Source organism: Rhodococcus oryzae (assembly GCF_005049235.1).
Classification (GTDB): domain Bacteria; phylum Actinomycetota; class Actinomycetes; order Mycobacteriales; family Mycobacteriaceae; genus Rhodococcus_G; species Rhodococcus_G oryzae.
In genome coordinates this window covers 40,603-53,424 of record NZ_SUMD01000018.1, presented here as the reverse complement: position 1 = coordinate 53,424, position 12,822 = coordinate 40,603, and the positions used below count along the sequence as shown (strand labels likewise).

Here is a 12,822-nt window from a genome sequence, read left to right as displayed (position 1 = left end):
CGACGGAAGAAGGAAAAGAGCCAGCAAATACCCACACCAAATGGTGTGGAGTACCAAAATTTGGCACTGACATTCATCGGCACACTGTTGAGTTCTCAAAGAACACGCACACACCATCACCACCAAGCTCTAACATCAGAAAGAGTTATTCTCGGCCGTTCCGGGGCAACTGTTCCAGCCTATCTCATCGAGCAGACCCGGTCAAAACCGGCCCTGCCACACTGAGGAGGCAGTCGAAGACAAACCCGGTCGAAACCGGCTCTAAACTTCGGGATTGCCAGGCGCCTGACGTCCAACCTCGTGTCCCGCGCCTCTCGGCCGGGTCGGTGTCCGTGTCGCTCTGACTCGACAAAAGTTACGCGACAAACCTCAGAACACCAAAACGCCTGGTCGGACGCGGTAATCGGCTTCCGGTCCTCACAATTGCGTGCCTCGCAGCGTTTCGAGAGGCGAATTCGGTAGGTGAATCCACCCCTCCCGCTCCGCCACCGCCCGATCCTGGGCCCCGGGCAGCTCCGTCCGGCCCAGCGCGGCGGCGCGGGACACCACGGCGGCCACCACTGCATCGAAGGCGTCGTCGGATTCCCGACACAACCTCTCCCCCGCTCCGAGGTCCAGCCACGGCGCCGCCTCACCGAACCCGGTCACGAGTTCGATCAGTGCCGCCCGGTTCACCAGTCCCTTGTAGCCACGTGCGGGCAGGCCCCACCCGAGAAGCGCGGCGGCCGGGTACACCTCGACCGCGCGGCCCGAGACCCGGCCGGCCTCGACACCACTGTCCCGAAGCTCGGCGAGCAGTCCCGCGCAGCGGAACGCGACGTGCGCGATGCGATCGGCGGAGACGCTGAGCGGGGACAGACCGGTCGACGCTCGGACGAGGAGGTCGGTGCGTCTCATCGCCAACGGCCTGCGGCCGTCCCTGCTCTCCAGTCCGTTGGGAACAGGCAGCCTGTCACTGTCGTGTTCGTTCAGGAAGCGGACGAACGCCTCGGGCCACCCGAACGGCGAGTCGATCCCCGCTCGCTCGGCGCCGCGGGCAGCCTCGACGATCTCCGCGTTGCCGACGCCCAACCGCAGGCTCTCGACCTTCGCCGCACCTTCGGACCACGCGATCACCGCTACCGCGGTCTTCCCCGGCTCCGCCGCAAGGTCCACACCCACCGTTCGCATCACACGAGGCTAGGTGCGCGCACCTTCGCGTGGGCGGCTAGGCGGTCGTGCTTCGGGAGCGCGCGGGTCGCTCGAGCCGACCGTGCGACTCGGCCCGCAGTTTCAGAAGGTAGAGACCGGAGACGGACGCGACGATGAGCCACAGCACGGCGACCTCGACATCCAGGCCGTATATGCCGATGGCGGCGCCGACGAGCCCGGTCACGAAGACGCAGGCACTGAGGGTCTTGACGGCGGGCGGGGCGATTGTGGTCATGCTCGAACACCTACTCGGAAGTTCTTCGGCGCCTCGCACGCGAGCCGCCGGCTTGGTATCTGCATCGTCGAGAATTACGCCTCTCGGGTGCGTAAGACTCCTGAGCCGCATTTCCGCCCGAAACGCTAGCGGCACGATGCCGACAATCCGGATAGGCGCGGCGTCGTTATCCAAATCGAGACCTTTGCCGCCTTCGGAGGCAATTCGAAGTCTTGTCCGAACGGTTATCCAAGCACACGGCCCCTTTTCTCCCGCTTCGTTAGATTGTCAGCGGCCGCGATTGCTGTTCGGCCGCTACGCAGAATCGAGAGGGAAGGCCCAACCGATGACCCGTACCCCCCAGTTCTTGATGCTGTCCCTCGCCGCGACGATGGCGTCGACTGCGGTGCTCGCCGTCTCCGCACCCTCCGCCACGGCGGATCCGTTCTGCGGCGGTACCGGCAGCGGCGGGAGCAGCGGGTTCGGAAGCACCGGCGGCGCGGGCAACCCGATCCCGTGGTTGAACGGTCAGGACGGGCGGCTCCCCAACCTGAAGGGCAAGACCCAGGCGGTCGAGCATGTCACCGGCCTCAACGGCCCCAACGACACCGCCAGGCGGTTCAACGTGGTCGGTACCGATCTCGGCATCATGTGGGACAACGGCGCCGGCCAGGTCCTCACCGCGTTCGGCGACACCACCGGGCTCAGCCAGGCCCCGCTGTGCGAGGGCCTGGTGGGCGACTGGCGGAGCAACGTGCTCTTCCGCAGCTCCGACCGCGAACTCGGCGACGGGATGAGCATCGACAGCTCGCCCCTTGACCGGCCGAACCATTCGAAGGAATTCCTCCCGAGCAAGAAGATCCCCGGCGTCGAACACACCGTCATCCCGACCACCGGAATCTCCGTCAACGGGGTGCAATACATCAATTACATGTCCATCCGCAGCTGGGCGGCGCCCGGCGAATGGGTCACCAATTACTCCCAGATCGCAACCTCCACCGACAATGGTGAGACGTGGACGCCGCGGCCGGAATCGGTGCGACTGAATGTCCTCGACGACGCCCTCTCCCGGGCGAATCTCCCGGCGTCGGGAAATCAGAATTTCCAGATGGGCGCCTTCGTCAAGCACGACGGCTTCATCTACAACTTCGGCACGCCCTCGGGTCGTTCCGGGCAGGCCCGGCTCTCCCGCACCCCGGAGGCCTCCATCCTGAACGTCGCCGGCTACGAGTACTGGGACGGCCACGGCTGGGTGGTCGGCAACCCGGCGGTCGCGGCGCCGGTGCTGGACGGCAGCGTCAGCGAGCTGTCCGTCCAGTACAGCGCCTACCTGGGCAAGTTCATCGCGCTGTACTCCAACGAATCGAACGCGCTGATCATGCGGACCGCACCGGTGCTGACCGGGCCGTGGAGCGCACCGGAAACGCTGATCAGCAGCGCCACCGTGCCCGGCCTCTACGGCGCATACATGCATCCCTGGTCGGAGGGCGAGAACCTGTACTTCCTGGCCACGACCTGGTCCGACTACAACGTGATGATCATGCGCACCAAGCTCAGCCGCTGACCCCCGACGGCCGAGAGCCCCGCCGACCGCACGGGTCGGCGGGGCTCTCGGCCGCTGCGGGTTACTGCGAGACGTTGACCATCTCGTGGTCGGCGACGGTGCCCGCCAGCACGCGCAGGTGGTCGTCGGCGCTGCCGAGCGTGTGCTCGATCGCGACGAGCCGGGAGAGGTAGTGCCCCACCGGATACTCGGCGGTCATGCCGATGCCGCCGTGCATCTGGATGGCCTCCTGACCGATGTGCCGCGAGGCCCGCCCGATCTGCAGCTTGGCCCGCGAGGCGATCGTCGGGTCCTTCACGCCGTCCGCAAGGGACATCGTGGCGTACAGGCTCATGCTGCTCGCCAACTCGAGCGAGACGTACATGTCCGCCGCGCGCTGGGTCAGGGTCTGGAACTTCGCCAGCGGAACACCGAACTGCTTGCGCTGCTTGAGGTATTCCGTGGTCAGCCGCAGCGTCTCCGCCATCGCACCGACCGCCTCGGCGCACAGCGCGGCCTGCGCGCGCACCTCGGAGGCGGTGATCGCGGCGGTGACGTCGCCGCCGTCACCGAGCTGCTCGGCAGGCGCGTCGGCGAACTCGATCTGGGCGCCGCGGAGCCCGTCGTGGGTGGCGTAGCCGCGTCGCGTCACGCCCTCGGCGGCGGCGTCGACCAGGAACAGGCCCACTCCCCCGCCGGGCAGGGTCGCGCTGACGACCAGGCTGTCGGCGCAGTCGCCGTGCAGGACCGGGTTCTTGCGGCCGGTGAGGACCCAGCCGTCGCCCCGCGCGGTGGCTGTCGTCGAGACCTCGCTCGCGGGCCACCGGCTACCGGGCTCGGCATGCGCGAACGCCGGCAGCACGGTGCCCTCGGCGACCCGAGGCAGGTAGCGCGCGCGCTGGTCGGCCGAACCCGCGTCCGCGATCAGCCCACCGGCGAGCAGGACGGCGAGGTACGGCTCCGGCGCCAGCGCCCGGCCGATCTCGTTCATCACGGCCATCGTCTCGACCGGTCCGGCGCCCATCCCGCCGTCCTCCTCGGCGAACGGCAGCCCGAGCAGGCCGATCTCGGCGAAGCTCTTCCACACGTCCCGGCTCCAGCCGAGGTCGGTGGCGGTGACGGCGTTGCGCTTCTCGGCGTCGTAGCTGCGGGCGAGCAGCTCACGGGTCGTGTCGCGCAGCATGACCTGTTCGTCATTGAGTTCGAAGTCCATTGCGGCGCCTCACAATCCGAGGATCGAAGAGGCGATGATGGTGCGCTGCACCTCGCTCGATCCGCTGTAGATGGATACCTTTCGGTAGTTCAGGTAGGTCGGGGCGGCGTGCTGCGCCCAGGACGGCGAGTCGATGTCGGCCGCGCCGAACGGCAGCGAATCGGGGCCCGCGACGTCCATGAGGATCTCGGTGGAGGCCTGCTGCAGCTCCGAGCCGCGCAGCTTGAGCAACGACGACGCCGGGTTGGGCTTGCCGTCCGCCGAGCCGGCGACCACCCGCAGCTGGGTCAGCTCGAGCGCGAGCAGCTCGTTCTCGAGCTCCGCGAGACGCGCCGCGAACAGCGGGTCCTGCAGCAGCGTGCCGTCGCCGACCTTGGTCTGGGCCGCCAGCTCCTTGGCCTGCGCCAGGCGCACCTTGGAGGTGCCGACCCGGGTGACGCCGGTGCGCTCGTTGCCGAGCAGGAACTTCGCGTATCCCCAGCCGGCGTTCTCCTCGCCCACGAGGTTCTCGGCCGGGACGCGGACGTCCTCGAACCACACCTCGTTGACCTCGTAACTGCCGTCGATCAGCTTGATCGGGCGGACGGTGACGCCGGGGGTCTTCATGTCGATGAGCAGGAACGAGATGCCCGCCTGCCGCTTCGGGGCGTTGGGGTCGGTCCGGACCAGGCAGAAGATCCAGTCCGCGTGCTGCGCCAACGTGGTCCACGTCTTCTGGCCGTTGACGATGTAGTCGTCGCCGTCCCGGACGGCGCGGGTCTTGAGCGAGGCCAGGTCGGAACCCGCCTCCGGCTCGGAGAAGCCCTGGCACCACCAGATGTCGAGGTTCGCGGTCGCGGGCAGGAACCGCTCCTTCTGCTCCTGCGAACCGAAGGCCGCGATGACCGGTCCGACCATGTCGGCGTTGAACGCCAGCGGGTCCGGCACGGAGGCCAGCTGCATCTCGTCCAGCCAGATGTGACGCTGCACCGGCGTCCAGTCGCGACCGCCCCACTCGACCGGCCAGTTCGGCACCGCGAGCCCGCAGGCGTTGAGGATCGCCTGGGTGGTCTTGAAGTCCTGGGCGGTCAGCTCGCCGCCGCGCGCGGCGCGCTCACGGATCTCGGCCGGGACCTGGGTGGTGAAGAACGTGCGCATCTCGTCGCGAAAGGCGAGTTCCTCGTCGGTGAGTTTCAGGTTCATTGTGTGCTTTCTGTGTCAGATCGCCGAACCCCGGCCGGCCGAACCGGACGGGGCGAGCCGAGAGCGCGCACCCGCAGAACTAAGCGCACGCTCATTTCCTAAGCGCATGCTTATACTGGTCCCGTTGGCGGGTGTTGTCAAGGTGCAGAACGTGAAGCGGAGGCGAAGGGTGAGCGAATCGGTGGCGGCGGAGACACCCGGCGTGGTGAGCAGCTCCAAGGCCGCCGCGCGGATCCGGGCCGCGGCCGTGGAGGCGTTCGCCGAGAACGGCTACGGCGGGACCACCACCCGCGACATCGCCGCCCGCCTCGGCCTGAGCCCCGCCGCGATGTACCCGCACTACAAGTCCAAGGAAGAGCTGCTCTACGCGATCAGCTACGAGGGCCACCAGCGGTGCGTCGAACTGCTCACCGACGCCGATCCCGTCGACTCGCCACCCACCGCGAGGCTGCGCGCGGTCGTCGGCGCCTTCACCCGCTGGCATGCCACGCACCACGCCCGCGGACGGGTGGTGCAGTACGAGCTGACCGCACTCTCCCCCGAGCACTACCGCACGATCATCGGCCTCCGCCGCGACGTGAACCGGATCGTCAAGAGGATCGTCAAGGCGGGCGCAGCGGACGGTTCGTTCGTCGTGCCGGACGTCGAGGGCGTGACCCTCGCGATCACCTCGCTCTGCGTCGACGTGTGCCGATGGTTCCCCGGTGGCGGCTTCACCGAACCGGATCGGGTCGCGGAGCTGTATTCCGAACTGGCCCTTCGCCTCGTCGCGGCGACCGCCTGACCGTCAGTCCCGCCCGCGGCCCGGTTCCGCGCGCGACGTGAGCGCCAGGATGTCCCGGTACAGGACGCTCTGATAGGTCCCCATCAGCTCCTCGACCCCACCGAACTGGTCGCCGACGTGATGGGTGTTCTCCGCCGAGAGTTCCCGGTTGCCCGAGCGCGCGATGAGGTCGTCGATCCTCGAATCGAGGCTCATCGTCCGCTGCACCGCGGCGATCGCCTGCAACTGCTCCTCCGCCTGGGACAACAGGTCACCGATGCGGGCCAGCGCCGCGACCCGATCGACCAGCTGGTGCCACACCGGCGCCAGCGCCGTCTGCCGCGCCGTGATCTGGACGCGGGCACCCTCGCCCCGCGTGGATCGCATGGCCGCGGCGAGCTCGGCGGTGATCCCCCGCAGCGCCACCGTGTCGGCCGCGATCTGGATCAGCTCGTCCGCCAGGTCCAGCTGGGCCCGCTGGATGAGGAAGTGCTCCGAATGCCAGGCCGACGACCCGTCGATCCGGTCGTACAGCGTGCCCGCCAGGTAGAGCAGGGTGTCGTAGCGGTCCGCGAACCGCTCACCCTCGGGCGCGGCGCCCTGGGCGAGGGCCTCGGCGGCCCGGCGACCGACGCCTGCCAGCGGGGTGCTCTCGGTGAGCGCGGCCACCCGCTCGGCGGCGGCGCCGAGGGTCGCGTTCCGCACCTGGTCGACGGGGCGATCGCCCGAGGTGACGGGCACCGGGGTCCGCTGCAGCGCGGCGAACAACGCCTCCCGCTGGTCTGGTTCGAGGTGCACCCCGTCGCGGCGCTCCCGCCGGATCGCACGGACCCCGCTCGCGTAATGCGTGGCGGACAGCACCATGGCAGACCGCAGGTGATCGAGCCGCTTGGCAGCCTCCGCCGCCCGGAAGGTGAAAACCGCCTGCACGGGCCCCGGCCGCAGCTCCGCCGCCCGACTCGCGAGCCGGGCCTGCTCGTCGGTGAGTCGTCGGAGCGCACCGAAGCCCCCGATCGACGGGATGGTCCGGCCCGTCCGCCGACGCTCGGCCAGGGTCTCGCGCGTGGCGACATCGACGTGTCCGGCCGCGATCAGCACGGCCGCCTCGTCGGACAACACCGGCAGCCGCGCCTCGACCCACGCCCCCTCGGTCCACCGTCGCACCTGCAGCGAGATCCGCTCGCGGCGCTGCGCCGCGGTCTCGTAATCGCCCGGGACCTGCGGGTCATCCGACATCGAGCCTCCTCGAGTTCCAGGACTCCACTGTTCCAGAAATCCGGGGAACGCGCCGCGACCGTGTCGTGGATCTTGCACACCCGGGATGGGAAACTCGGGTGGTGACGCAATCACCCGAACGCGGAAACAGACGCCGGATCCGTCCATCACTGCTGCGGTTGTGGGGCATCGCGGCGGTTGGCCTGCTCTTGCCGGTACCCGTCGCCGCGGCACAGGCACCGCCGAGCCAGACCGCCGCCTGCGTGCCGTTCGGGACCGCGCAGCTGCCGCCGGGAGTCCCGTCCGGCGGTGGCAGGCTCGGGTTGACGAACCTGCCGGTGTTCACCGGACACTCCGCTCCGGCCAGCGTCGAACTACGCACGCCGACCACGCAGTTCAACCGGTTCTCCGATTTCGCACTGGTCGGCCACGACCTGCTCACCCGTCCCCGAACGGCAGGCGGCGCCAACGCCGAACCGTGGCGCTACGTCCCGATGCCCGAGTGCCTGCGAGACCGCCTGATCGGGATCTCCGTGGACGACGACGAGTTGGCCGCCGTCGACGACAACGGCTGGATCTACACGATGGACAACGCCTCTCAGGACCCGATCCTCTGGAACTGGACGTCCGCGTGGGGCTCGCCTCTGTGGTTCGCTCCTGGACAACAACTTCCGGGCGAGAACGGGAACGGCTGGGCGCTGAGCGTCTCCTCCCCGTGGGACAACCAGACCTTCACGGACATCGCGGGGCGAATCCACTACGTGGGGCTGGGGAAGATGACGATGCTGCCCGCGCTGACCGGCGACGGCAGCCGCATCACCTTCGCCGATCCGTGGCTGCCGAACGACGACAGCTACGAGATCGGCGGCCCGCTCGGTGGCCGGTTCCAGTCGATCTCGCTGTCCGCGGCCGGGTCGACGACCTTCGTGATGAACAGGTACGGCGACATGTACACCCGCAGTTTCGATTTCGACTCGTCGGGCTCGGACTCGGTCTTCTTCCGGTACAGCTGGGACAGCCAAGCCGGTAAGCCAACCGCGCCCAACATCTTCGCCGAACTGCTCGATCGCAGCACCGCCGCCATCCAGCTGCCCGCGCCCGACTGGGTCCATCAGCCCAAGGTCCCCGGCGAGATCACCTCGGCGATCAGCGTCAACTCAACCGGGCCGGGCCCGGGCCAGCGCGAACTGCGGGTCGAGGGCCGCCGCGACGGCGCCACCGGGTTCTGGCACAAGACCCCGACCACGCCCGAATGGGAATTCACCCGCACTGACGCGGCGCGCCTTGGCGTCCCTGTGGACAACCCGTCGGCAGACAGGTCGAACGACACCCTGGCCCCGCCCGCACCCTGGCACCTGTCGGGGAACCTGCCCGCCCGCGACGGCAGCATCGACGGCCAGACCCTGATCGACATCGGGCTCCCCTACTCGGTGGTCGACCCACGGCTGCTCGACGCGGTCGGATCACACGCCGCGCCATCGGGTTACCGCATCTCGGTGTCGCACTTCGACCCGGCGGCCACCAGCAGGGCGGCGACGGTGACCGCGCCCGACGGCGCCGAGATCCCGGTGATCCTGCACACCGCGGACGGACTGCGCCTCGGCCCCCGCGCCCCCGGTCTCGACGGGGAGCCGCGCCATCTCGTCGGCGCCGTCGAGATCCCCCGCGACGCCTTCGACACGCGCGGCGACGATCCCGCGCTCGACGGCTTCGTCCGGGACTGGATGCGGGGCAGGCAGATCGCCGCGATCACCCTCAGCGCGACCGACCACGATCTGGTGGTGAGGTAGCACCGTCGAACCCATCGAACGACAACCGAGGAAATCAGGTGCCGCGATGCACAAGCCCACCGTTCGATCCATCGCACTGACCGCGGGCGCCATCGCGGCCCTCACGGCATGCGCGGACCCGATCTCCGGAGTCGCGCAGGATGATCCGCCGTCGCCGGAACAGGTCGCCGAGCTGTTCGACACCTGGAACGAGACGCTGGCCACCGGCGACCCCGAGGCCGTCGCCGACCTGTACGCCCCGGACGCGGTGCTCCTCCCGACGGTGTCCAATGAGGTGCGCACCGACCGCGCGGGCATCGTCGACTACTTCACCGGATTCCTGCCCAACAAGCCGAGCGCGGTGATCGAGCAGTCCGTCGTCAACGTGCTCGACGCGGACAACGCGATCGACACCGGCGTCTACCGATTCACCATGAACAAGCCGGAGGGCCCGGAGATCGTCGATGCCCGCTACACATTCGTATACGAGAAGAGGGACGGCGAATGGCTGATCGTGAACCACCACTCCTCCGAGATGCCGGAATCATGAACCGCCCGACCACACCCCGCACTCGGCTCGTCGCGCTCTGTGGCGTGCTGACGGTGGGCGGGGTGCTCGCGCTGACCGGCTGCGGCGACGGCAGCGACGGCCTCGCGACCACCTCGGGGTCGGTCAGCGCGGCGCCGGTCGACTCCCCCACGTCCGGCTCGGGCGCCACGCTCATGTCGACCACCCCGAACACCGCCTGGAGCACCGACCCCCAGCGGGCCGACGCGTCCGACGACGCGCGCCTGACGGTCACCGGCCTGCGCGTCGGCGGCCACGACGGCTATGACCGCGTGGTCTACGAACTGGGCGGCACCGGCGTTCCCGGCTGGTCGGTCCGCTACGCCGACCTCGCCGTGCAGGAGGGCAGCGGGGAGGTGATCCCGATGGCAGGCGATGCGATCCTCGAGGTCCTCATCACCGGCAGCGGCTATCCGTTCGACACGGGCGTCGCCGAGTACGACGGACCGAACCCGTTACCGGGCGAGGGTTCCGAATTGGTCACCGAGACCCGGATCTCCGGCGTGTTCGAGGGGACGACCCAGTCGTTCATCGGGCTCGAGTCCGGCGGGCATCCGTTCACGGTGTCAACCCTGAACAACCCGACCAGGCTGGTCGTCGACATCGAGCACTGACGTCGACGACCAGCCCGGCGGCACAGCGATCACACCCCGGCGATCGCCTCCAGCGGCTTGGTGCGCGCGGCCCGCGCGGCCGGCCACAGCGCGGCCAGCACGCCGACCACCGCGGAGCCGAGCAGCATGGCGACCACCTGCCCCCACGGCACCGCGATCACGTCGAGGCCCTCATCCGCCAGCGTGCTGACGAAGCCCCAGCCGAACGCGACTCCGAGCAGCACACCGACCGCCGCACCGAAGACCGCGATGAGCACCGACTCGAGGTAAATGGTGCGACGCACCTGCGGCCGTTGCATGCCGACGGCCCTGAGCATTCCGATCTCGCGGCGCCGCTCCACCACCGACAGCGCGAGGGTGTTGATGATCCCGAGAATCGCGATCACGATGGCCAACGCGAGCAGCCCGTAGAGCACAGCCAGCAGGGTGTCGATCTGCTTGCCCTGGCTGCCCTTGAACTCCTCACGGTCCTTGACCTGTACGACCAGGAACTTGTCCGTCGCCGCCGCCAGATCTCCGCGCATCGCCGCCAGGTCGGCGCCGGGCTGGGCCTCGATCAGCACCGCCCAGACCGCCCTGACCGCAGCCGGGGTCACCTGCTCGTACACCGATTCGGGCACCATCCAGTCGCCGAGGAGCTGGGAGTCGGCGTAGATGCCGGTGACATTGGTGGTCACCTGCTCGCCGTCGCGGTCGGTCAGGACGACCGGCGTACCGATCCGCCATCCCTTCTCTGCGGCGGTCGTCCGGGAGACCAACATGTTGGTGCCTGCCAGCTCGGCCGAACCCTCCTCGAGGGTGTAGTCGAGGACACCGTCGAGCTGTCCGCTGAGGGCGGTGCCGAACTGTTCCTCGTCGTCGATCTTGACCGCAACGCCGTGCAGTTCGACAGCATCCGCAACCCCTGGCACGTCCTCGACCGCGGCCGCCGCGCCGAGGGGAACACCCATCGAATCCGGGCCCGCGAGGATGTAGTCGGCGCGAACACCGTTGTCCACCAGGGAGTTCACGCTCTCCTTCGCGGACGCCCCGAACACACCGATCACCGATACCAGCATCAGCCCGAGGGTCAACGCGAACGCGGTCGCCGCGGTGCGGCGGGGGTTGCGCACGGCGTTGGTGCGGGCCAGCCGGCCCACCGGACCGAACGGCTTGGCGAACACCGCGCCGAGCGCGCCCACCACCGGGCGCGAGAGCGCCGGGGCCGCGAGCAGGACCGCGACGATCAACGCGGCCGCACCGAGGCCGACCGTCGTGGCCGCCCCGCCGCCGGTGCCGCGCGAGCCGACCAGCAGCAGCGCGCCGCCGACCACCGCGGCGACCGCGCCGACCAGCGTCCGCACCCGCAGCGAGTCACCGGTGGAGGAGAACTCCTCCCGCATCGCCGCCACCGGCGGCACCTTGGCCGCCCGGCGCGCGGGCGCGTAGGCACTGACCACCGTGACGAGCACGCCGACGAGGAGCGCGACGATGACGGTGCGCGGCTCCAGTTGCAACGGCCCGGACGGCAACCCGACATCGAAGCCGTTGAGCATCGCACGCAGCCCGTAGGCGAGGCCGACGCCCGCTGCGATGCCGAGCGCGCTGCCGAGGAGGCCGACGATGAGCGCCTCGAGCACCACCGAACGCCCCACCTGCTTGCGGCTGGCGCCGATCGCCCGCAGCAGCGCGAGCTCGCGCAGCCGCTGTGCCACGATCATCGAGAAGGTGTTGTAGATGATGAACGTTCCGACCAGCAGCGCGATCGCGCCGAACGCGAGCAGGAAGTAGTTCATGAAGCTGAGCGCCGAGTTCACCTCCGCCTTCACGTCCTCGCGGACCTGATCGCCGGTGTCCACCTTGAGATCCGGGAGGGCGGCCGCGACACGGTCGCGCAGCTCGGACTGCGAGACCCCGGTGCCCGCGACGTCGATGTAGTCCACGTGGCTGCCGTCGGTGAAGAGCTCGCGCGCCTGCGCACCGTCGAACTGCGCGCCGACGAATCCGCCGGAGTCGGACGGTGTCTGGTAGATCCCGTTGACCGTGACGTCGATGACGCCGCTCGTGGGTACCAGCACCTGGGTGCGGTCCCCCACCGCGAGACCGGCCTTGCGTGCCGCGCCCTCGTTGAGCGCGATCTGGCCAGGAGCGGCAGGCGGCGCCCCCGCGACCATCACGTCGGGATCGCCGAGCGCCTGCTCCGGCGGGGTGTACGACAGCCCGATGCTGGGCGCGCCGCCGGACTGCAGCGGCTTCTTGTCGGCGCCGAGCAGCACGATCGGACCGTCGACGGCAGGCACGACCGCGCGCACCCCGTCGACCGCCTCGAGCGTCGGGAGCTCGGTCAGCGGTACCCCGCTCGACCCCTCCTCCAGTCCGCTGACCCGGACGTCGACGCCCTTCGCCGCGTCCGCGAACAGCCCGTCGAACGTCTTCTGCAGCGTGTCGGTGAACACGAACGACCCGGCCACGAAGGCGGTGCCGAGGACGACGGACAGCACGGTCAGCGCGAGCCGGACCTTGTGCGCCGCGAGGTTTCGCAGCGACACCTTGCGCATGGGTGAGGACATG

At 69.3% G+C, this 12,822-nt stretch carries 12 protein-coding genes; 6 read left to right on the top strand and 6 right to left on the bottom strand.

All coding sequences use genetic code 11. The features are described 5' to 3' along the window. The coding region (locus tag FCG67_RS25275) for a hypothetical protein (RefSeq protein ID WP_211243313.1) at positions 1–225 on the top strand (225 nt) is incomplete at its 5' end. Positions 226–417: 192 nt separating this feature from the next. Here FCG67_RS25275 and FCG67_RS24320 read toward each other — a convergent pair. Together FCG67_RS24320 and FCG67_RS24315 are read right to left on the bottom strand one after the other, a co-directional pair. Then, complete coding sequence (locus FCG67_RS24320; RefSeq protein ID WP_136912142.1) at positions 418–1,170, bottom strand: DUF429 domain-containing protein; 753 nt, start codon at positions 1,168–1,170, stop codon at positions 418–420. Between the two features lie 37 nt (positions 1,171–1,207). Next, the gene (locus tag FCG67_RS24315; RefSeq protein WP_136912141.1) at positions 1,208–1,426 is read right to left on the bottom strand and encodes a hypothetical protein; all 219 of its coding nucleotides are present in this window, start codon (positions 1,424–1,426) and stop codon (positions 1,208–1,210) included. Between the two features lie 325 nt (positions 1,427–1,751). Here FCG67_RS24315 and FCG67_RS24310 point away from each other — a divergent pair, with 325 nt between their 5' ends. Continuing rightward, on the top strand, positions 1,752–2,969 hold the full coding sequence (locus FCG67_RS24310) for a glycoside hydrolase family 183 protein (RefSeq protein ID WP_136912140.1): 1,218 nt from the start codon (positions 1,752–1,754) through the stop codon (positions 2,967–2,969). Positions 2,970–3,030: 61 nt separating this feature from the next. Here the strand turns inward: FCG67_RS24310 and FCG67_RS24305 are convergent, their stop codons facing one another. Together FCG67_RS24305 and FCG67_RS24300 are read right to left on the bottom strand one after the other, a co-directional pair. Further along, positions 3,031–4,161, bottom strand: a complete 1,131-nt coding sequence (locus FCG67_RS24305; protein WP_136912139.1) for an acyl-CoA dehydrogenase family protein — start codon at positions 4,159–4,161, stop codon at positions 3,031–3,033. A gap of 9 nt (positions 4,162–4,170) precedes the next feature. After that, complete coding sequence (locus FCG67_RS24300) at positions 4,171–5,343, bottom strand: acyl-CoA dehydrogenase family protein (protein WP_136912138.1); 1,173 nt, start codon at positions 5,341–5,343, stop codon at positions 4,171–4,173. 169 nt (positions 5,344–5,512) lie between these two features. Between FCG67_RS24300 and FCG67_RS24295 the strand changes: the two genes are divergently transcribed. Then, positions 5,513–6,127, top strand: coding sequence for a TetR/AcrR family transcriptional regulator (locus FCG67_RS24295; RefSeq protein ID WP_246045265.1), 615 nt, complete (start codon positions 5,513–5,515; stop codon positions 6,125–6,127). A gap of 3 nt (positions 6,128–6,130) precedes the next feature. Here FCG67_RS24295 and FCG67_RS24290 read toward each other — a convergent pair whose 3' ends face one another. Beyond that, complete coding sequence (locus FCG67_RS24290; RefSeq protein ID WP_136912136.1) at positions 6,131–7,342, bottom strand: hypothetical protein; 1,212 nt, start codon at positions 7,340–7,342, stop codon at positions 6,131–6,133. Between the two features lie 137 nt (positions 7,343–7,479). Between FCG67_RS24290 and FCG67_RS24285 the strand changes: the two genes are divergently transcribed. Genes FCG67_RS24285 through FCG67_RS24275 form a run of 3 tightly spaced genes read left to right on the top strand, consistent with a single transcriptional unit; the run spans position 7,480 to position 10,272 of the window. Further along, positions 7,480–9,111 carry a hypothetical protein gene (locus FCG67_RS24285; protein ID WP_425467884.1) on the top strand — a complete coding sequence of 544 codons (1,632 nt, stop codon included), beginning with the start codon at positions 7,480–7,482 and terminating at the stop codon, positions 9,109–9,111. Between the two features lie 46 nt (positions 9,112–9,157). Then, positions 9,158–9,640, top strand: a complete 483-nt coding sequence (locus tag FCG67_RS24280; RefSeq protein ID WP_136912135.1) for an SgcJ/EcaC family oxidoreductase — start codon at positions 9,158–9,160, stop codon at positions 9,638–9,640. After that, positions 9,637–10,272: an AMIN-like domain-containing (lipo)protein gene (locus FCG67_RS24275; RefSeq protein WP_136912134.1), complete on the top strand. Its 636-nt coding sequence runs from the start codon at positions 9,637–9,639 to the stop codon at positions 10,270–10,272. The genes FCG67_RS24280 and FCG67_RS24275 overlap by 4 nt, the downstream gene beginning before the upstream one ends. Before the next feature lie 29 nt (positions 10,273–10,301). On the opposite strand, the gene FCG67_RS24270 is transcribed toward FCG67_RS24275, so the two are convergent. Then, on the bottom strand, positions 10,302–12,821 hold the full coding sequence (locus tag FCG67_RS24270; RefSeq protein ID WP_246045264.1) for an ABC transporter permease: 2,520 nt from the start codon (positions 12,819–12,821) through the stop codon (positions 10,302–10,304). Position 12,822 lies beyond the last annotated feature (1 nt).

Excerpts from the sequence above, each read along its gene's own strand:
- FCG67_RS24310 (WP_136912140.1), top strand. The coding sequence starts at position 1,752 with ATGACCCGTACCCCCCAGTTCTTGATGCTGTCCCTCGCCGCGACGATG.
- FCG67_RS24305 (WP_136912139.1), bottom strand. The coding sequence starts at position 4,161 with ATGGACTTCGAACTCAATGACGAACAGGTCATGCTGCGCGACACGACC.
- FCG67_RS24320 (WP_136912142.1), bottom strand. The coding sequence starts at position 1,170 with ATGCGAACGGTGGGTGTGGACCTTGCGGCGGAGCCGGGGAAGACCGCG.
- FCG67_RS24300 (WP_136912138.1), bottom strand. The coding sequence starts at position 5,343 with ATGAACCTGAAACTCACCGACGAGGAACTCGCCTTTCGCGACGAGATG.
- FCG67_RS24315 (WP_136912141.1), bottom strand. The coding sequence starts at position 1,426 with ATGACCACAATCGCCCCGCCCGCCGTCAAGACCCTCAGTGCCTGCGTC.
- FCG67_RS24290 (WP_136912136.1), bottom strand. The coding sequence starts at position 7,342 with ATGTCGGATGACCCGCAGGTCCCGGGCGATTACGAGACCGCGGCGCAG.
- FCG67_RS24280 (WP_136912135.1), top strand. The coding sequence starts at position 9,158 with ATGCACAAGCCCACCGTTCGATCCATCGCACTGACCGCGGGCGCCATC.
- FCG67_RS24275 (WP_136912134.1), top strand. The coding sequence starts at position 9,637 with ATGAACCGCCCGACCACACCCCGCACTCGGCTCGTCGCGCTCTGTGGC.
- FCG67_RS24270 (WP_246045264.1), bottom strand. The coding sequence starts at position 12,821 with ATGTCCTCACCCATGCGCAAGGTGTCGCTGCGAAACCTCGCGGCGCAC.